At 50.1% G+C, this 18,645-nt stretch carries 17 protein-coding genes; 7 read left to right on the top strand and 10 right to left on the bottom strand.

What is annotated here, in order from left to right; all coding sequences use genetic code 11:
* Positions 1-69: 69 nt before the first annotated feature.
* Positions 70-801, top strand: coding sequence for a class I SAM-dependent methyltransferase (locus AC3RCL_RS05450; protein ID WP_492534752.1), 732 nt, complete (start codon positions 70-72; stop codon positions 799-801).
* A gap of 181 nt (positions 802-982) precedes the next feature.
* Here AC3RCL_RS05450 and AC3RCL_RS05445 read toward each other — a convergent pair whose 3' ends face one another.
* The 5 genes from AC3RCL_RS05445 to AC3RCL_RS05425 all read right to left on the bottom strand — a co-directional run bounded on the left by AC3RCL_RS05445 (position 983) and on the right by AC3RCL_RS05425 (position 6,113).
* A complete protein-coding gene (locus AC3RCL_RS05445) occupies positions 983-2,503 on the bottom strand; it encodes a DEAD/DEAH box helicase (protein ID WP_492534751.1) in 1,521 nt (506 codons plus the stop codon).
* Positions 2,504-2,603: 100 nt separating this feature from the next.
* The gene (locus tag AC3RCL_RS05440; protein WP_192569592.1) at positions 2,604-3,479 is read right to left on the bottom strand and encodes a radical SAM/SPASM domain-containing protein; all 876 of its coding nucleotides are present in this window, start codon (positions 3,477-3,479) and stop codon (positions 2,604-2,606) included.
* A 267-nt stretch (positions 3,480-3,746) separates the two neighbouring features.
* Positions 3,747-5,243, bottom strand: coding sequence for a M56 family metallopeptidase (locus AC3RCL_RS05435; protein ID WP_492534750.1), 1,497 nt, complete (start codon positions 5,241-5,243; stop codon positions 3,747-3,749).
* Between the two features lie 8 nt (positions 5,244-5,251).
* On the bottom strand, positions 5,252-5,626 hold the full coding sequence (locus AC3RCL_RS05430; RefSeq protein ID WP_036661746.1) for a BlaI/MecI/CopY family transcriptional regulator: 375 nt from the start codon (positions 5,624-5,626) through the stop codon (positions 5,252-5,254).
* Between the two features lie 259 nt (positions 5,627-5,885).
* A complete protein-coding gene (locus AC3RCL_RS05425) occupies positions 5,886-6,113 on the bottom strand; it encodes a glycine zipper domain-containing protein (protein WP_012819235.1) in 228 nt (75 codons plus the stop codon).
* A 248-nt stretch (positions 6,114-6,361) separates the two neighbouring features.
* Here AC3RCL_RS05425 and AC3RCL_RS05420 point away from each other — a divergent pair, with 248 nt between their 5' ends.
* From AC3RCL_RS05420 to AC3RCL_RS05400, 5 genes are all read left to right on the top strand, one after another.
* Positions 6,362-7,384, top strand: coding sequence for an ABC transporter substrate-binding protein (locus AC3RCL_RS05420; RefSeq protein ID WP_012819234.1), 1,023 nt, complete (start codon positions 6,362-6,364; stop codon positions 7,382-7,384).
* Between the two features lie 22 nt (positions 7,385-7,406).
* The gene (locus AC3RCL_RS05415; protein WP_492534749.1) at positions 7,407-8,516 is read left to right on the top strand and encodes an ABC transporter ATP-binding protein; all 1,110 of its coding nucleotides are present in this window, start codon (positions 7,407-7,409) and stop codon (positions 8,514-8,516) included.
* Entirely contained in the window at positions 8,513-10,168 is a 1,656-nt protein-coding gene (locus tag AC3RCL_RS05410) for an ABC transporter permease (RefSeq protein WP_492534748.1), read from the top strand. Before AC3RCL_RS05415 ends, AC3RCL_RS05410 begins: the two co-directional genes overlap by 4 nt.
* 141 nt (positions 10,169-10,309) lie before the next feature.
* Positions 10,310-12,010 carry a sensor histidine kinase gene (locus tag AC3RCL_RS05405; protein ID WP_492534747.1) on the top strand — a complete coding sequence of 567 codons (1,701 nt, stop codon included), beginning with the start codon at positions 10,310-10,312 and terminating at the stop codon, positions 12,008-12,010.
* A complete protein-coding gene (locus tag AC3RCL_RS05400; protein ID WP_096775067.1) occupies positions 12,003-12,791 on the top strand; it encodes a response regulator transcription factor in 789 nt (262 codons plus the stop codon). Before AC3RCL_RS05405 ends, AC3RCL_RS05400 begins: the two co-directional genes overlap by 8 nt.
* Positions 12,792-12,880: 89 nt before the next feature.
* Here AC3RCL_RS05400 and AC3RCL_RS05395 read toward each other — a convergent pair whose 3' ends face one another.
* Together AC3RCL_RS05395 and AC3RCL_RS05390 are read right to left on the bottom strand one after the other, a co-directional pair.
* Positions 12,881-13,441, bottom strand: a complete 561-nt coding sequence (locus tag AC3RCL_RS05395; protein ID WP_492534746.1) for a delta-aminolevulinic acid dehydratase — start codon at positions 13,439-13,441, stop codon at positions 12,881-12,883.
* A 37-nt stretch (positions 13,442-13,478) separates the two neighbouring features.
* The gene (locus tag AC3RCL_RS05390; protein ID WP_492534745.1) at positions 13,479-14,336 is read right to left on the bottom strand and encodes a class I SAM-dependent methyltransferase; all 858 of its coding nucleotides are present in this window, start codon (positions 14,334-14,336) and stop codon (positions 13,479-13,481) included.
* Positions 14,337-14,421: 85 nt separating this feature from the next.
* Here AC3RCL_RS05390 and AC3RCL_RS05385 point away from each other — a divergent pair, with 85 nt between their 5' ends.
* Positions 14,422-14,571: a helix-turn-helix domain-containing protein gene (locus tag AC3RCL_RS05385; protein ID WP_340969827.1), complete on the top strand. Its 150-nt coding sequence runs from the start codon at positions 14,422-14,424 to the stop codon at positions 14,569-14,571.
* A 189-nt stretch (positions 14,572-14,760) separates the two neighbouring features.
* Here AC3RCL_RS05385 and AC3RCL_RS05380 read toward each other — a convergent pair whose 3' ends face one another.
* The 3 genes from AC3RCL_RS05380 to AC3RCL_RS05370 form a co-directional block, all read right to left on the bottom strand.
* A complete protein-coding gene (locus AC3RCL_RS05380; protein ID WP_340964098.1) occupies positions 14,761-15,264 on the bottom strand; it encodes a DNA polymerase III in 504 nt (167 codons plus the stop codon).
* 24 nt (positions 15,265-15,288) lie between these two features.
* The gene (locus AC3RCL_RS05375; protein WP_492534744.1) at positions 15,289-16,356 is read right to left on the bottom strand and encodes a WXG100 family type VII secretion target; all 1,068 of its coding nucleotides are present in this window, start codon (positions 16,354-16,356) and stop codon (positions 15,289-15,291) included.
* A gap of 162 nt (positions 16,357-16,518) precedes the next feature.
* Positions 16,519-18,597: an ATP-binding protein gene (locus AC3RCL_RS05370; RefSeq protein WP_012819226.1), complete on the bottom strand. Its 2,079-nt coding sequence runs from the start codon at positions 18,595-18,597 to the stop codon at positions 16,519-16,521.
* Between the last annotated feature and the right edge of the window lie 48 nt (positions 18,598-18,645).

The following is an 18,645-nucleotide window of genomic DNA, read 5'->3' as shown; positions in this document are numbered from 1 at the left end:
TCATCTCATATCTGCGGTGTGGTACAGTACATCAAGATGGATGCAGGCTGATATCCGAAGGAGGCGTCTATGAGCTATCACGGATCCGATTTTTACGACAACGACAAGAATTTCGAAAAATACATGGAACGGCGGCAGTGGCGGGAGAATGCCAACGATACGTTGGAGAAGCCCGTCATCAGGCAGCTGCTGGGGGATATCGCGGGCCTTCATGTATTGGACCTGGGGTGCGGTGATGCCGGCTTCGGCGTGGAACTGCTTCAAGAGGGGTGTGCCTCCTATGCCGGAATCGAGGGCTCCCGCAACATGGTGGAAGCCGCTTCGAGCAGCCTGGCCGATTACAAGAACGGGACCGTTCAACACATGAGGATGGAGGATTACGCGTATTCGCGCGACACCTATGATGTAGTGCTCTCCAGGCTTGCCCTTCACTATCTGCAGGATATCGGGGGTATCTTTCGAAGCGTTCACCAGACCTTGAAGCCAGGCGGAAGGTTCATCTTCTCCGTCGAGCATCCCGTCATTACCTCCACGCTGCAGCCGTCCGGCACCAGAACGAATTGGGTGGTGGACAACTACTTCATCCAAGGCTACCGGGAGCAGCAATGGCTCGGCGGCACCGTTCATAAGTACCATCGAACCGTCGAGGATCACTTCCGGGCGATGCAGGAAGCCGGCTTTATCGTGGAGCACTTGAGGGAGTCCCATCCTATGCGAGAGTATTTTGTCAACGAGGAAACCTATGAGCGCAGGCGCAGAATTCCGTTGTTTCTGTTTCTTGCGGGGAAAAAGAGCGAGTAGCTCACTAGCGGCATCAAGAAAAAAAAGCACCCTTCCACTTCACAAGTGAAAAGGGTGCTTTTTAAGTTTAATGGGTTCGTCGGAGACGGCTGCATAATTCATGCGCATGGTGCGTGGTTTGGGGCATGCATGAATGGCTGTTGGCCATGATAAGAAGTCATCCCCCAATCGCCGCTTCCACTTATGAAGGTCTGCCGGCTCTGCTTCCCTTGTTGAATCCGCCGGACTTGCGTTTCCGGGCCTGGCCGTTGTTAGGTTTCGAAGCTGCTTCCGAACTCAGCTTTCGTGCCATCTCTGAATATGGATTCGTGACGGCTTCCGTCATGGGCTTACGCGCCGAGTTCGTCTTGGATTGGCGGGCGGCGTCCGTCTTCGGCTTATTTCCCGCGTCTTGTCTTGATTGGCGGGGTGCACCCGTCTTCGGGTTGCGTGCCGCGTCGGCCTTTGGTTTGCGGGCCGTATCCGCCTTCGGTTTAGCAGGTCTCGATGCAGCTGACTTGCCTTTGCCGGGCTTGGACGAGCCGGATTTTGGCGTCGGGTCCACCTTGGCGGCTCTTAACGCCCCGGACATCGGGAAGTCATGGTCCTTCACTTCCGGAATGGACTTTCCGATTAGCTTCTCGATATCCCGAAGAAAAGGAACCTCGTCCACTTCGCAGAACGATATCGCCGTCCCGCTCAGTCCCGCGCGCCCCGTGCGCCCAATCCGGTGCACATACGTTTCCGGAATGTTCGGGAGGTTGAAGTTAATGACATGCGACAGCTCGTCGATGTCGATCCCGCGCGCGGCGATATCCGTTGCCACCAGGACGCGGGTCGCCCCGCTTTTGAAATTGTTGAGCGCCGTCTGGCGGCTGGTTTGCGATTTGTCGCCGTGAATGGCCTGAGCCGTAATATTCACCTTGTTCAGACCGCGCGCAACCCGGTCAGCTCCCCGCTTCGTACGGGTAAAGACCAATGCCGACACGATGGACGGGTCCTTCATCAGCTCATTCAATTGCTGCTGCTTATTCCCGGTTTCCAGCAGGTACACCGATTGCTCGATCCGTTCGGCCGTAGAGGAGACCGGCGTGATCTCGACTTTTACGGGATTGTGCAGCAAGGTTTGGACAAGCTGGGTGATTTCCGCAGGCATCGTGGCCGAGAAGAACAGCGTTTGTTTTTTGCTCGGCATTTTGGCGATGATTCGCTTCACGTCATGGATGAAGCCCATATCCAGCATCCGGTCGGCCTCATCCAGCACCAAAATCTCCACATGCTGCAAATCGACGTGCTTCTGATTTATGAGATCCAGCAGTCTGCCTGGCGTAGCAATCAGAATGTCCGCTCCTTGCTGAAGCGCCCGCTCCTGCGTCTTCTGCGAAACGCCGCCAACAATGGCCGTCGAACGCAGCTTGGTGAACTGGCTGTAAGCTTTGACGTTATCCGAAATTTGCAGGGCAAGCTCCCGGGTCGGCGACAACACCAATGCGCGAATGCGGCGCCCCATGCCCGGTTTAGGGGGTTGCTGATTCAACAGCTGGATCATCGGCACCGAAAAAGCGGCGGTCTTCCCGGTTCCGGTCTGGGCGCAGCCCAGCAAATCTCTGCCGGCCAGCACAGCCGGGATCGCCTGAGCCTGAATCGGCGTCGGCGCTTTGTAATTCTCCTTGGCCAAAGCCTTGAGAATGACAGGGGATATATTTAAATCTTCAAATGTCATGGGATCTCCTTTATGGTGAATATCTATATTTACGTCATAACATATAACGATACCACAGATCGGCATAAAAAAAGAAGCGGAATTTTCCTCCGCCTCCCCTTTAAGCCCCAAACCGCTGCCGATATCCGCATTTTCTGCATAATTCCTCAACCGCTTCCCGGCGCGAGAATCCGTCTACGAGGTTGTTCGCCCGCTCCCCATCCACGATGTCCGAGAAGGACTTCTGATGAAGGTTGCCCAAGTTGATGACCCCTTCCCCGTCCAGACAGCAAGGCACGACCGTCCCGTCTACAAGAATGGCCGCCTGACTGCGCAGCGCGTGGCAGAAGCCCTTGCCGTCATCCTCCGGGGCAGACAAGCTCGGCCACTGGAACTCATAATCCTGGTTCAGGTAGACGCGTTCGGCTACCCTTACGCCACCGCCGGGTTCAACCTTTTCCTCGATGCGGTAGTCCAAATTGAATTCCTGCTCCAACATTTCAAGCGTCTGGCGGTTTCGGCTCTTCTCCAGGTTCGTTTGGTTGTCCTGCGTTAGGTTCCACAGACGGAACGAGAAGATGACCTTATGTTCCTCCGCATCCCGCACAAAAGAGAGGATGTCCCGCAAATATCCTTCACGGTCCGTGGAGCCGACATGTCCGTCAAAGCTGTGGAGCGAGAAGTTCATCTGTCTCAACGCCGGCTTGCCCAGCAGCTTATGCCGGTTCTTCGCGATCAACGTGCCGTTGGTCGTGATATTGACCTTGAACCCCTTCTCATGGCTGATATCCAGCAGCTCGTCGATCTTCGGATGAAGCAGCGGCTCTCCCTTCACATGCAGATAAATGTAACTCGTGTGCGGCTTGATCTCATCCAATCTTCTCGCAAAGTCCTCCACTTTAATGAAGTTGGCCTTGCGCTCCGTCGGCGGACAGAACGTGCAGGCCAAATTACAAATGCTCGTGATTTCTATGTAAACTTTCTTAAACGTCTTCAAGATGTTATCCCCAATCCCATGTCTATGATCGTATGACGATTTGCCAGCTTGCTCGCTTGCCAATCCTTCACATCGTACCATAGGCTGGCATTTACAGCTACAGCTATAAATGCGATCTGAGGCCATTCTAATATATAGGGAAAGAAGAGGGAGTACCCTCTTCTTTCGTTTTTGCTCTAATTATTGATGTTATGTTCATCGTTTATGTTAGAATGCGTCACTCATCAGCATCAAGCACACTCAGAATATCTTCAAGCGTCATGGATCTTATCGTAATGGAAGTACTCGGGGAGTCTCGTTTGGATGAGACTTATAACCCTGATCGACAGGACGAGCTTCTGCTGAAGGAGCTACAACCGGGTTTCCTTCACTCTCAACGATTACCTCCGAAGGGGCAGCTTCCGTTGAAGGAGCTATAACATTGCTACCTTCATTCTTAACTTCAGCCACAGGACGTGCTTCTGTTGGATAATCCACAACACCGTTTCCTTCTTTCTCAACTACAGCTGCAGGACGAGCCTCTGTTGGATAATCCACGACATTGCTTCCTTCAGCGACAGCCACAAGACGAGCTTCTTCTGGATAAGCTACAACATCGTCTCCTTCATTCTCAGGGGCAGCTTCAGGACGAGCTTCTTTGGGATAATCTACAACATGGTTTCCATTATTCTCAACTAGGACTTCAGAGGATACCGCTCTTGGGGCCGCTTCTGTTGGTTGAGCTTCAGCATGACCAGCCTCAATGATTTTAGGCGTATTGCTAGAAGCCCATGCCGCTGCTGACGTGCTAATTACAGCTACCAAAAACACCCCTGTTAACGTGAGATACATTGTTTTCTTTTTTTGTTTCTTTACATTCAGCATCATCATTAATCTCCTTTTCAATTGTTTGCCGTCACCGGATAAGGAGGCAATAAATTGCACGGGTAAATTCCTTGACCCTGCCATGACGCTTAAAATCGTCTCCCCATAGCGTTTCCGCTCGGCATAGGACATCTCTTTTACGACTTCTTCATCACAAGACAGCTCGCTCCATACATGAAGGTCCTTGCGAAGAATGTGCACCAAAGGGTTAAACCAATGTAGGGCGCTTGCTCCGAGCGTGAACGCTTTGACCCATAAATCTTTCCGTTTCAGATGGATCAACTCATGACGGATTACCATGTCCATGTTAACGGTATTCTCTATAGGGAGATAAATGGTAGGTTTCCATAGGCCGACAAGAACAGGGCTCCGAATGATGGAGCTGTGGGCAAGCCCGACGCTGCTTTTCACACCGAGGGCTTCCTTGATGAAGGAAAGCTGTTTCGCTGCTTCGCTGCTTATCGGAACGGTGACACGCGAATGTTCTAATTTCTTTAAAAATCTGCGATAACAATACATCTGCCATGCAGCAAAAGCTATAGCGCCGAGTGCCCATAAGACAATAAGGGGCAGGGCTACGTTTACTGAAATGGTCTTTGCCGGAATGAACGGCTCCAAACCAGTCCCTGAATATGGACCGGGCAGCGCATGTTGCTCAGTTGAAGGCAACTCGTTCACAATGGGAACGGTTGCTGCTGCACTAAATGTAAAAAGCGGCGAGATCCACTGAATACCAAGGACGACGGGTAAAAGATAAAAGACTACTGCCATTTTGCCAATTCCATAGCGCCACTTTGTAGGAAAGGTATTGACGAATACGATCCGCAGTACAAGAATGCAGGCTACAACGGCACTTCCGGCAACGGTAAGGGTTAACAGCAATTCAAGAATAGTATTCATAAGCACCCCTACTTTTGCGAGAACCATTGCTTCAGCTCTGCAATATCTTCATCTGAAAGCTTTTCGCCGTCATACAAAGCCGAAATTAGGTTTTTAACCGAGCCTTGATATAATCCGTCCAGGACGTGCTGCGCTTCCATCAGCTTATAATCTTCAGGCGAAATGCGCGGCGTATATTTATTGGTCCGTCCATCCCTCGCAGCCGTAAGTGCCCCTTTGTCCACCAAACGCGACAGGAAGGTGGAAATGGTCTGTGCCTTCCATTCTCTTCCTCTCTGGGCAAACAGTGCGAGCAATTCGGTGGATGTGACAGGCGGCGTACACTCCCAAATCACCTCCATGAGCTCCATTTCAGTATCCGATAATTTTTGAACCTGGTTCACGGTGAACACCTCTTTACGTCGTTATGCGTCCATAACGAACTTATTACTACACGATGTAGTGATTATAACCTACTACATCGCGTAGTGGTATGTCAAGCGAAGGGAATTGAAGTTTACAGCTGCATAGAACTTATATGTAAAATGAAAGAACCGCGCAGGAGCGCGGTTCTTTGTCCAACCATACAGCAAATAATTCAGGGCACACCGGATTCACCAGGCCCCCTTATTTTTACTCGTACAGATGGTAGTTTAACGCCGTTTATTTTGAATCGTTGTCGTCATTTTCTGCAGCCTCGCCAGCTTTGTTACCCAATGCTGCGCCTGCGATACCACCGGCAATCGTGCCGATCGGACCCAGTATGGAACCTACAGCAGCACCCACGACGCCGCCGCCCGCGGTTCCGATAGCTTCTCCAGCGTCAACGCCCATGTTGGTCGTGTCGCGGTCAGCATCAGCCTTATGATTACGATCGTTTTTATTAGCCATCCATCTCACTCCTTCGAAATTTGTGACAGGAACAGCTCCATCTTGCCGGACGTTGTTCCAAACCATATCTTGCCCTAACGGATCTAAAAGAATTCTTTAAAATATGCCGGTTCGGATTCCTTTCTAATCGAAAATAGGTTGCGAATTTTAGACGATGTTTGCGGATTATGGGATTATGTAAACGGTACCAAGCTTGCTACAATGAACATGCAATTACGAAACGAACATTTGCTCAAGGGGGATTATTCATGAAAAAGCTGTCGATTTTACTGTTAACCTGCGTGCTCATTATAGGTGCGCTGAGCGGTTGTGCAAGCAGCGAGTCCGATTCGGGTTCGTCGAATAAGCTCGTGATCTACAGTCCAAACAGCGAGGAGATCATCAAAACCATCATTCCGATGTTCGAGAAGCAGACCGGGATCACGGTTGAGCTTGTAACGGCTGGCACCGGAGAAATTATTAAGCGCTTACAGTCCGAGAAGCAGAACCCATACGCTGACGTAATGTTCGGCGGTTCCATGGCCGGCTTCCGCGAAAACGAAGCTTTATACGAGCCTTACGTATCGCCTGAAGACAAGAATTTAATGGAAGGACACCGCAATACGTCGGGCTTCGCTACCCCTTATATCTCGGATGGCAGCGTGCTGCTCGTGAACAAAAACCTGATCGGCGATATCAAAATCGAAGGTTATGCGGATTTGCTGAATCCGCAGCTTAAAGGGAAAATTGCTTCCGCCGACCCGGCAAGCTCCAGCTCCGCTTTCGCACAGTTAACGAACATGCTGAAAGCCATGGGCGGCGATTATGAGAGTGAGCAGGGCTGGAATTATGTCGGTCAACTGATCGAGAACCTGGACGGCAAAATCGCCAGCGGTTCCGGCGCCGTCCACAAAAGCGTGGCGGACGGAGAATACGTAGTCGGCCTTACTTACGAAGACCCTTCCAGCACCTATGTAAAGAACGGCGCACCGGTAGAAATCGTGTATCCGAAAGAAGGCGCTGTATTCCTGGATGCGGGATCCGCCATCATCAAAGATGCGCCGCACATGGACAACGCCAAGAAATTCATCGACTTCATCCTGTCCCAAGAAGCGCAGGATGCGTTCGGCACGCAATTAACGAACCGCCCGCTTCGCCAGGATACCAAGCTTGGCGACCACATGAAGCCTTATGAAGAGATCCACATGATCGATGAAGACACGGACTACGTCAGCGCGCATAAATCCGAGATCGTTGAGCGTTATGTCGATTTGTTCACTAGCGTTAAATAAACTATAGAATCAGGTGACAACCATGAGCGTAACCATAACCATTCAAGACTTAATCAAAAAATACGGCGACACAACCGTCATTCCCGAGCTGTCCCTGGAGATCAAGAAGGGTGAATTCTTCACCCTTCTCGGGCCTTCCGGGTGCGGCAAGACGACACTGCTGCGCATGATTGCCGGCTTCAACAGCATTGAAGGCGGAACCATACATTTTAACGAGCGCGTCATTAACCAGGTGGAACCGGGCAAACGGAATATCGGGATGGTTTTTCAGAGCTATGCGATCTTCCCTCACCTAACCGTCAAAGGAAACATCGCGTTCGGGCTGGAGAATCGGAAATTATCCAAGGCCGAGATTAACACCAAGGTCGATGACATCCTTAAGGTCGTTCAGATCGAGCCCTATAAAGACCGCATGCCGAAGAACCTGTCCGGCGGCCAGCAGCAGCGCGTTGCGCTAGCCAGAGCCATCGTCATCCGGCCGGACGTCCTGCTGATGGATGAGCCTCTGTCCAACCTGGATGCCAAGCTTCGGGTCGACATGCGTAACGCGATTAAAGACATTCAGCGGGAGGTCGGGATTACCACCGTCTACGTCACGCACGATCAGGAGGAAGCCATGGCGGTTTCCGACCGCATCGCGGTCATGAAATCCGGCGTGATTCAGCATCTGGGAACGCCGCAGGAGATTTACCAGCGTCCTGCAAACGTATTCGTTGCAACCTTTATCGGTCGGACCAACATTCTTGAGGGCAATATAACAAAATCCGCAGGCAGCTATGCCCTGGCATTCGGCTCCGGCTATTCGGAAGAGATGACGAACATCGAGGTGCCGAAGTCAGATGCCAAGGCTGATACGCTAAACGTTCAAATCTCGGTTCGGCCGGAAGAGTTCATATTAACCGAGGACCAGACCGGCATGAAAGCAACGATCGTACACAGCGTATTTTTGGGGCAGAACACCCATTATTTTGTGGATTTGGCATCCGGTCAACGCGTGGAGATTACGCAGGAATCGAAAACGTCACAGATCCTCGAGCCGGGTCAAGACATCTATCTCAAGGTGAAAAAAGATAAAATTAATGTCTATGATGCGGCCGGCGAACTGAACTATACAAGGGGCGTCCGGCTATGAGAGAGACGCGCAAACGATTTGATGTCTGGACCAACATTTCGTTACTGATCTTTGCGTTCTATATTCTGTTTCTGGCCCTGCCATTGTTTACGATGCTGTTCAAGAGTGTGTACAATGGCACGACAGGCGATTTTTCCCTTGCCTATTTCACGAAGTTTTTCAGTAAGCCCTACTATTTGAACGCCCTCTTCAACAGCGTTAAGGTGACCGTCAGCGTAACCTTGCTTGCCGCGATTATCGCAACGCCGCTGGCTTATATCATGGCTACGGTGAAGATCAAAGGCAGCTCGGCCATTCGCGTACTGATTCTGATCTCGTCGATGTCGGCTCCGTTCATTGGCGCTTACTCCTGGATCCTGCTGCTCGGAAGAAGCGGCGTCATTACGAAATTCGTCAGCAGCACATTCGGCATTACGATGCCGGATATCTATGGATTTACGGGGATCTTAGTCGTCTTAACCTTGCAGATGGTCCCTCTGATCTTCATGTATGTATCAGGCGCACTCAAGAATATGGACCAATCGCTGATGGAAGCTGCCGAGAGCATGGGCTATACAGGCTTAGCCAAAATGCGCAAAGTGCTTCTCCCGCTTATTACGCCAACCTTGCTGGCAGGCGGCCTGCTCGTCTTCATGCGCGCGCTTGCCGATTTTGGTACGCCGATGCTCATCGGCGAGGGATATAAAACCGTGCCCGTGCTGATCTTTAACGAGTTCATCAGTGAGGTCGGCGGCGATGACGGCTTTGCGGCGGCGATCAGCGTCATTGTCGTTCTGTTCGCCACCACGATATTCCTGCTGCAAAAATTCGTAGCCAATCGCAAATCCTTTACGATGAGCGCACTGCATCCGATCGAAGCCAAGAAGAAGAAGGGCGTCGGCAATATCGCGGCTCATGCGGTTATCTATCTGTATACGTTAATCGCGCTGCTGCCGCAGCTCTATGTCATCTATACTTCGTTCCTGAAATCCAACGGCAGAATTTTCGTTGAAGGGTTCTCGCTCCAAAGCTACCGGGATGCTTTCAGTAATATTGGCGGCGTCATTCTGAACACGTTCTTCCTGGCCATCGTGTCGCTGGTCGTCATCATTCTGTTAGCGATACTGATTGCTTACGTAACCGTTCGAAGAAAGAATGCGTTGACGAATACGCTGGATATCTTCACCATGTTCCCATATATCGTTCCCGGCTCCATACTGGGGATCGCGCTATTGATCACGTTCAACAATAAACCGCTGGCGTTAAGCGGGACGGCCGTCATCATGATCATCTCGTTTGTCATCCGGCGCCTGCCCTATACAATACGATCCAGCGCAGCCATTCTGCATCAGATTAACGACGGGATCGAAGAAGCGGCGATCAGCCTGGGCGCTTCCCAGATGAAGACGTTCTTCAGGATTACGCTTCCGATGATGCTGGCAGGCGTCGTCTCCGGCGCGATCCTGAGCTGGATTACCATCATTACCGAATTAAGCACTTCGATCATTCTGTATACAGGCAAAACCAAGACCGTCACGGTCGCCATATACACCGAGGTCATTCGCGGGAACTACGGCGTGGCGGCAGCGCTCTCCACGATTCTTACCGTCATTACGGTCGTGTCGCTGCTCGTTTTCCTGAAGCTTTCCGGACAAAAGGAAGTTTCCATGTAAATGTAATGTAATCATAACGTAGACCTACATCCAAGCCGGCGCCTGCAGCATGCAGGGCCGCTTGGATGTATTTGGATTATCTGCGGTTAACCGCGAGTCAGTATAATAGGATCGAGGTTCTTATCGCAGATGGAGGGCAGCATGAAACCAACACCTTATCGTAATTTCAAGGAATCCACCCGTCATTTGTTTCGCGTATATACGATGATCCCCTTCTCCATCTTAATCGTATTGTTCTTGGCGTTCACGATTATGAACGGGCGTTTGAACTTAACCCAAAAAACGACCGAAGCCGCCCAGTCCATCAGCCAGTCCATATCCGGCGTATATCGGCAGTATGACGAGGAGATTCATCGGATGGCCGAATCTCCCACCGTAATCAACTATGTAAGCTCCCATCTGGGCAGCGAACAAGTATATTCCGAGTTCTATGATTTCAACAATCGACAGAAGATCAAAAGTATTTTTCATATCGTCAATACCGATGGCGTCTTCCTGGCCAGTTCAGCCCCGGCGGATGCGCTGTACTCCAATTTTGCCTTCGGCAACCTCATTCACCGGATTGAACAGCGGCCCGGCGACACGCTAACCGAAATGAACAGCTTCCGCTATTCGCATGACCGCGATACGAGCTACACATTCGGCAAAGCCATCGTGAAGGACCAGCAGACGATAGGCTATATCATCTATCAGCTGTACGAATCGGACATCCAGAAGGTGATTTTCGAGCAAAATAATGAAATCGCCCTGATCACCGATGAACACAACACCATTATCGCCACGACAAGCAATGTGACCAAAGGCGTGCTCAATAAATTCAACCCCAAGGTCGATAACAAGGGACATGTTCTGCTGAACGGGGGCAAGTACTACAAATATTCCAAACGAATTCCTGGCACGCCGATCCAAGTCATTACGCTGAATTCCTACAAATCGGAGCAGTACACCTATTATACGGTTTCTTTCTTTGTCCTTGCGGCCAGCCTGCTGCTCTGGGTCTTGATCCAGTTCCTGGCGAACAAAATGTCGGCGCGCAATTCCGAATCGATCGATAAACTCATACACGCTTTAGCCCAGCTGCGCGAAGGGAACTTCAACGGCTATGTCGACATTCAGACGAATGACGAGTTTCAAATACTCGGCAATGAGTACAACGTGATGCTGGATCGGCTGAAAGAATTGATCGAGAAAAATAAAGAGCTGTCGGAGCTCCGCACGATTATCGAGGTGAAGCAGCTGCAATCGCAGTTCCATCCGCATTTTATTTTTAATGTGCTCGAAACGCTGCGCTATGCCATTAAGATTGACGCGAATCAAGCCCAGGAGATCGTGCTGATCCTATCCCGATTGCTTCGATACAGCATCGGACATGACCGAAGCGTCCAGCTGAAGAATGACATGAATTATGTCCGGGATTACCTGAAGCTGCAGCAAATCCGGTTCAATGACCGGCTGGACTATCGGATTACCGTAGCCGAGGAAACGCTGGATGTGTACGTCCCCAAGCTTCTGCTGCAGCCGATTATCGAAAACGCTATCAAATATGGGTATGAGAATCAAAGTGATGTGATGATCGAGATTAACATCCACACCTCCGCCGGCAAGCTCATTCTCGAGGTTCGCGACAACGGGCAAGGCATGAGAAAAGAGAGACTGCAGGAAGTGAACCGGATACTGCAAAGCCAGACAAACACGACGCAGCATATCGGACTGTACAACGTTCATCGCCGTTTAGTGCTTCTATATGGTGAAGCGTCCGGCATCCATATTGACAGCAACCAAGGAAAAGGCACCTGTGTCGTCCTTACGATTCCTTACGAATGGAGTGAATATCATGTTTAAAGTACTGCTGGTCGAAGATGAGGATATGATTCGCCGGGGCATCCGGTTCAGCATCGATTGGGTTCAATACGATTGCATCGTCATTGAAGAAGGACTAAACGGACAGGACGGCTACGAGAAGATCTGCGAGCTGAGGCCTGATATCGTCATAACCGACATCACCATGCCGATTATGGACGGCATCTCGATGATTCGGGAAGGACTGCGGCAGCATACCTTCAGCAGCATCATTATCTCCGGTTATAATGAATTCCACCTGGCGCAGCAGGCACTCCAGTTAGGCGTCACCGAATTCCTGGTGAAGCCCTTAGAGGATGAGCAGCTGGTAACGGCACTCGAATCAGCCAAAGCCAAAGTGGATTTAATCCGCAAATATGAAGTAATTTCGAATCATCCGCAGGAAAAAGAAGAGATTTTGAACAGCAAATTTCTGGAGAAGGAAACCAAAACCTCGAAATACGTGTCCAAAATGATCGCCTATGTACAGGAGAACTATGCCAAGAAGATCAGCATTCATGACCTCGTGGAAGAGCTCGGCTTAAGCGCCTATTACCTGAACCAGAAATTCAAGGCGGAGACAAGCTATACCTTCAATGAATTTCTTAACCGTTACCGCATCCAGAAATCGATCGAGTTACTGAAGTCAGGCGACAACAAGGTCTACACCATCGCGCAGGATATCGGATTCAGTGATTACAAGTATTTTATCAGCATCTTCAAGAAGTACGCCCACGTCACGCCGAGCCAGTATCAGGAATATTTCGAGGAGAAGAATGGATAGAACGGGGAATCTGGATACTAGGGGAACTCTATCGCACTTATATTTGCACACACCCCTGCTAGGCATGAGCAGGGGTGTAGAATTTTTATCTATGATTCCTGTCGTTCATACAGCCGGTACATGGATAGCTCGCCACTCATCGCCACCGCTTGCGCAAAGGCTTCCTTCACGTCCCGTCCTTGCTGAACGATCTCATAGAACAGCCGGAGAACGAACATCAGCGCATCGTTGCCGTCCGGGTAGTCATCCGGCCCGATATACATCCTGCAGCCCCGCTTCAGGAAAGCGTCGGCCAGTGCTGGATCCCCCAGCGAGCAGCCGTTCGCGATCACCGTCTTCCCGTCCAGCTTCGCATATCGCATAATCTCGCCTGGCCCGAAGCCGCCCCTCGGCTCATCCTCCTCGTATACCTCTTCGCCGAGCTCCGGCATGATCATGCTGCCCTCATCCCCGTGAAAGTTCAACAACATTATATCGGTGCCTTCATATAGATCATCGCCTGACAAGACGGAGATCAGATCATTCGGCCTCCCGATCCAGTATGTAAAGACGCGCACCCCGAAATACTCCAGAGCCGCCCTTACGGCTTGGCTCTCCATATCGCAATCCGGTCCGACAACCAGAGCGACCTGCATAATCGGCTTACTCACTACTAAATCCCTCCTGATGATGACTTCGATAAGAAGCTCATACTTTTCTCCATATCATCCACCATTGTTTATCGTACGAATCGACTTCGATCTCTTCCAGACCTAGATTCGCTTCGCTGATCCAACTTCTAGCCAGTTGTATATAGTCGTTGTGAAATTCGGAGGAATAACCCATTTCATCATATCCGGCATAGGTAATGTTATCGAATATCATGTATCCTCCGCTCTTTAACTGCTTACAGCTTGTGTCTATGATTTGGATAAACGCCTGATACGCTGCATCTTTTAGCGTACCTTTGCGGTGATAATCCATCACCGCTTGCAGCATTAGAGGTTCGATCGTCCACCAATCTTGATTTACTGTATCAATGCCTTCACGATCCGCGATAATGGTCTGGATGATATCGTTAATAGCGTGATGAAAAGCGACAACGTCAAAAGAGGACTCCGGATAATATAAACCGATATTGGCGGCATCGTCCTCAACAACCCGTATGCTGACGTCCATTCCTTTTGTTTTCTCCTGAAAATGTTGTGTCAGCTCCCTGTTGAGGTTGGCCGTCACATAGGACCCCGCTTCATGGGAATAGGCGTCTACAGCCTTGGGAATGTAAATGACATCGCCTGCACCGACTTCCAAAAGACTTAAAGCACGGGGCACATTCAGCTCCGTGAAGAGATTCTGCCAGGATGCTGAATAATACAGTTGAAGATATTCGAATACCCTCTGCTTGGATATATCTATTGGTACTGCTAATATGTCTTTCAATTTGTTTTCCAATTGGACTGCGTTCATCTGTTCCAATTCCGAAATCATGTCCTGCGAAAAGTCACGTTGTAGGATATCGTTAAACAAGCCGGCACTCGTTTTCTCTACTAGCGTCTGCATATTCATCAGCGTACCCTCTCTTCTTATGGTTTCTAGAGTATATTCGAATATATGATGTTTTTTCCTCTTTTTATAATTAGCAAAGGGATCTATTTCACATTACAAAATCATCCACCGCAACACCTTTATCTATCGCATCGACAAAATCAAAGAGCTGCTGAATTCCAGCTTAAAAAACGCAGACGAGTTATTCCAGATTCAATTAGCGCTCACGCTTTATCGGCTGCTGAATAAAGGATAATCCACGCCAAAAAGACGTGATGGGAAGGATCGCTGTGCGGTCATTTCCATGTCACGTCCTTTTTTTGGGGATTCTTCACTAACTGTAAATGAGCAATCGAATAATAATTATCGAGTTACATCACTCTACAAATTCCTTTACAAAAATAAACATTAAAAAGCACAAGCCAGTCCAAGGCTCAAAAATTTATTATTCACATACTTGAATAATCTCTTTAGGAATGGAGTCAAAGACTAATACTTCCGGCTTTGGATATGGCTTCGTCGCATTGTATTCTTCAAGTGTCATCAAACTCCCCCAATACAAATTTATCCAATGTTCAATACTTTCACCTGTATCAAAATTCAGTGCTTCTTCATCGGTATCCTTCAAATCCTCATAAAATGCTTGATCGTATATAGAAAGAGAAATATCTCCATCAAAGACTAGGATCCTATCCGTAAACACCGGGAAACAAAAAGATTTAGTAAAACGATTAACCAGATCTACTCCGACTGCTTCTCTGAAGTTAACCCAATCTGGTGTATTGAAAGGTCTGAACCGTTCTGTAATCTCAAGTTTCACCCTACCACCGTTGCTATATCGGTTGTTTGATTTTGTCATAAAGTTTATGCCGCCTGACATAATCTCTTCAACAGAAGCATGGTGTTCATGACCTTCAGATAAGTAAGCATGATACAACAAGTCGTTCATATTTTATTTTTACACCACCCAAATTTATTTTCTTGGAAAGTAAGGAAAATGGGAACTTCTCGTAGGGTCATCCAAGTTTTCAAATACTCTATGGCTTCCTGTTACCGTGTCAGGTGTACTAATGTTACCGTCAAACTCTTTATAGTACTTAGTTATTCTTTGAGTGTTAGGGTTATTAGGATTCGGCCAGTTTGAATATGCTTTATCAGGATTAGTCATGGTTTCTTGCCTTAATCCCTCTACATCAACATTTTGACCATATTGTGTACGATTAGGGGTTGAGGGCTTGCTTGGATCAAACATGTGCTTTTCAGAGTGCGGGTTAACAAAATCATTGGGATTACTTCCTCCACCCGGTTTTGTTGGGACTGGAGATTGTTCCGTTCCCTCCTGCCCGGTCCCGGTCCCTGTCCCCCCATCCCCACCCGAATCATGCTTCAAATGCGGGTGAGTCTTCACGCCGATCCGGCGTGTGGCCAAGCCGGCGATGGCCATGGCAGCCTGCTGCCCCATATAATTAGACGCGCCGCCCGAATCCTCAATGTCTGAGGCAAATTTCTCCCGGGTATCGGCATCAAAAATCATTTTGCCTCCCCAAACCGCCGTGTCGATGATCTCTTCCGCCGTCCCGATAGTTGCATTATAGGCCATGTCCTTGGCAGTGCCAAGCGGGTCTTCCACCAAGGATGTAGCCGTATCCTTTACCGAATTTGCCACGGATTTCGCCCCGGTCTGCAGCCCCTGCCAGAAGTCCCCCGCATGGTCCCAGAACGTTTTGGGCTCGTTCGCAGCGCCCGCTGCCGATGCCGCCATCATGATATCTTCACGCATATCGGCTGAGATGAACCGGAAAGCAATGGCCTTCAATTCCTGGCCGATGATCCGTAAATGCTCAATCGTTTTATTCATTTCGCCATGGGCACGCTGAAAATCTTCGAAAAACCGCGAACGTGTCGTTCCTTCCCACGAAGACATCATATATGTAATCTGCTGGTCCAGCCGACTCTTGGTCGTTTCCAGTTCTTCCGCTGCCCTGGCGGCTTCCTCCGACACCCGAATCAATACCTCGGGCGGGACAAGTATTCTAGGCATTCGCATCCTCTCCAACGTTTCATTGGACCTTATTGTATCCATCTTCTAGGATATGGAAAAGGTTCCAGAGTCCTTCATTATTGAAGGCATTGGAGTATGCCAGTTGGATGAAGCGAAGCCTTCATGCTTTCATATGGTACAGAAGCCCCAGTATATGCGTGCTCAGAATCCTGACCTCATCAAATCGCTTAGCACAAAAGCCAGATGTTTTTCGGCCAAACGCATATGACGGTAAAAGGTGGCTCTGCTCATATGGAAGGATGCTGCGAGCTGGCTTTTGTTCCGGTCCTTGCGCAGATAACTTGCGATGAGAATTTCCTTCTCCAACAGCGTCAAAGGTTCCATCGGACGTCCGTCGGCCAGAATCCCTTGAATGATGTCCCTCACCTGCATCCCGTCTAAACCCAAACGCCGAATTACAGGGAGTTCCTCCAGCTTGTCCGGGTCGAACAGCCGTTCCAGCATTTGCTTCATTACGCTTCTATCAATAGCCAGGGGATACTCATCCTCCCGCTGATATGCCGGTTGTCCTGCTGCTGTCTCCGTTTGCCGGATGATCCGCTGAATCCACTGATCAAAGCTCGTTTGCCTAAAATCTAGCTCCCATGTCGTCAATTCGATGCCCGCATATCCCGTCGCTTTCCCGCACGCTTTGAATCCCAGGATCGACAATAAGGAATTCAACTGCGGATCCCCCGCCGCCAAAATCCCCCGCAGACCACCGGTCATGCGAACCAGCCATTGCTGCATCAGCAAAGCTCCCAGCTCTTCGGGACGATACAGGGACTGTTCGGCATTTACCGCAGATAACAGCACAAATATCGTATCGGCCGCCTCCGGAGGAAGCCGATGCAGCGAGGAAGCCTCCTCTCCCAGCATCCCCCTGCACCCAGGCGCATATCGTTCCAACAAGGGCATACTTAAGGCATGCAGCCATACGCCTGCGCAAAACGCCAGCGGCATCCCTTTTTCGTCCCGCACGATAAAGATTCCCTCAGGAAAATGAGCTGCAATCTCCTCCAGCAAAATCGGGTAATCGGCAGAGTCAACCAGTTCAGACTGCCAGTCGGAACCCCGAATAGACGCCTTCAAAAAACGCTGCAAATACGGCATATCCTCCTGCCGGAACGGCTTCTGTTCGCCTGGTTTCAGGCTTGACGAGAAATTGGCATATGCATGGGCCGAGGGCAAAAATTCGCGGTACAGCTCCAAGATGTGGGCGCTCAGACGCATCTGCATCCGTTGATCGACCGAATGGAATCGTTCCGCCAGCAGAACGAACGCCTGATGGCGAACCGCTTCGAATTGTGCGGGGTTTCTGCGCGCAAAGTCATCCCGTAACATCCGAGCAACGACCTGGTGCAGCGTTATCCCATCCGCCGTATTCCGTACGAACGAAAGTGCCCTCAGATGGTAATAGTCCGTCCCTTCCAAGGGTGTATCCAACATCCGGTTCAGCATGTTCTCGTCGGCTGCAGGCAGAAGCGATAAAACCGTCAGCCCGCGGTACACGCCAGGAGAAGCCGCTTCCCGTAAAAATTCGGCGCTCAATACAGCCGGAACCTCTCGCCATACATCCCACTGCGCCACAGACTCGGAAAGCAGCATATCCACGGTCAAGGCAAGCGACAACGGATGGCCTTCCGTCTTCTCGGCAATAGCCCTTTGCCATTCCGCAGACAAGCCGCTGCCTTCTAAATAATCGTAGACCTCTTCTCGCGTAAACAGCCGCAAAGGGAACCTTTGGATTTGGGACTTCCATTCCGGATTCGTCTGCCACTTGAGCGGCAGTCCATTGCGCGAGGCACATACGATCAACACGCGGGCGGACTTCAACTCAGGAAGAAAGCTGGAGAACAGCCACCCTTCCAGCTTTTCGATCTCCTCGCCATTGTCTATGAACAACACGGTACGCTGCAGCTGAAGCTCGTTAACGATGTATGGCAGCAGCGCGGATTCCGGAGCCCTGGTTCTGCCGTATTCCGTTGCAAGACTCATCTCCAGACTCGCCAAAAAAGCGCCCGACGTCGTTAAGCCTCCTTGCCCGTCCAGCCAAAGGGAACGCACGGAGGACTGCCTTGCCATTCGGGCCATTTGCAGCAGCAGCGTTGTTTTGCCAATGCCGCCAATTCCAGATATTGAAAAAATGGATGTCTGCGCCCGGGGATCCGCCAGCCAATCCGTGAAACTCATCATTTCCCGATCCAAACCGATGATGCGATGTTTTGCAATCTTCTCCATTCGTTACATCCTCACTCCATCCGCTTTTCGCCCGTTGAATCTTACAAC

The organism is Paenibacillus sp. MT86 (genome assembly GCF_058792535.1).
Note: the sequence above shows the minus strand (reverse complement) of the source record. Positions and strands in the feature narration are given on the sequence as shown.

Coding starts and splice junctions, on each gene's coding strand:
- AC3RCL_RS05370 (WP_012819226.1), bottom strand. CDS start 18,597: ATGGAGAAGATTGCAAAACATCGCATCATCGGTTTGGATCGGGAAATG.
- AC3RCL_RS05410 (WP_492534748.1), top strand. CDS start 8,513: ATGAGAGAGACGCGCAAACGATTTGATGTCTGGACCAACATTTCGTTA.
- AC3RCL_RS05445 (WP_492534751.1), bottom strand. CDS start 2,503: ATGACATTTGAAGATTTAAATATATCCCCTGTCATTCTCAAGGCTTTG.
- AC3RCL_RS05390 (WP_492534745.1), bottom strand. CDS start 14,336: ATGAATATGCAGACGCTAGTAGAGAAAACGAGTGCCGGCTTGTTTAAC.
- AC3RCL_RS05405 (WP_492534747.1), top strand. CDS start 10,310: ATGAAACCAACACCTTATCGTAATTTCAAGGAATCCACCCGTCATTTG.
- AC3RCL_RS05415 (WP_492534749.1), top strand. CDS start 7,407: ATGAGCGTAACCATAACCATTCAAGACTTAATCAAAAAATACGGCGAC.
- AC3RCL_RS05425 (WP_012819235.1), bottom strand. CDS start 6,113: ATGGCTAATAAAAACGATCGTAATCATAAGGCTGATGCTGACCGCGAC.
- AC3RCL_RS05435 (WP_492534750.1), bottom strand. CDS start 5,243: ATGAATACTATTCTTGAATTGCTGTTAACCCTTACCGTTGCCGGAAGT.
- AC3RCL_RS05375 (WP_492534744.1), bottom strand. CDS start 16,356: ATGCCTAGAATACTTGTCCCGCCCGAGGTATTGATTCGGGTGTCGGAG.
- AC3RCL_RS05420 (WP_012819234.1), top strand. CDS start 6,362: ATGAAAAAGCTGTCGATTTTACTGTTAACCTGCGTGCTCATTATAGGT.
- AC3RCL_RS05400 (WP_096775067.1), top strand. CDS start 12,003: ATGTTTAAAGTACTGCTGGTCGAAGATGAGGATATGATTCGCCGGGGC.
- AC3RCL_RS05380 (WP_340964098.1), bottom strand. CDS start 15,264: ATGAACGACTTGTTGTATCATGCTTACTTATCTGAAGGTCATGAACAC.
- AC3RCL_RS05450 (WP_492534752.1), top strand. CDS start 70: ATGAGCTATCACGGATCCGATTTTTACGACAACGACAAGAATTTCGAA.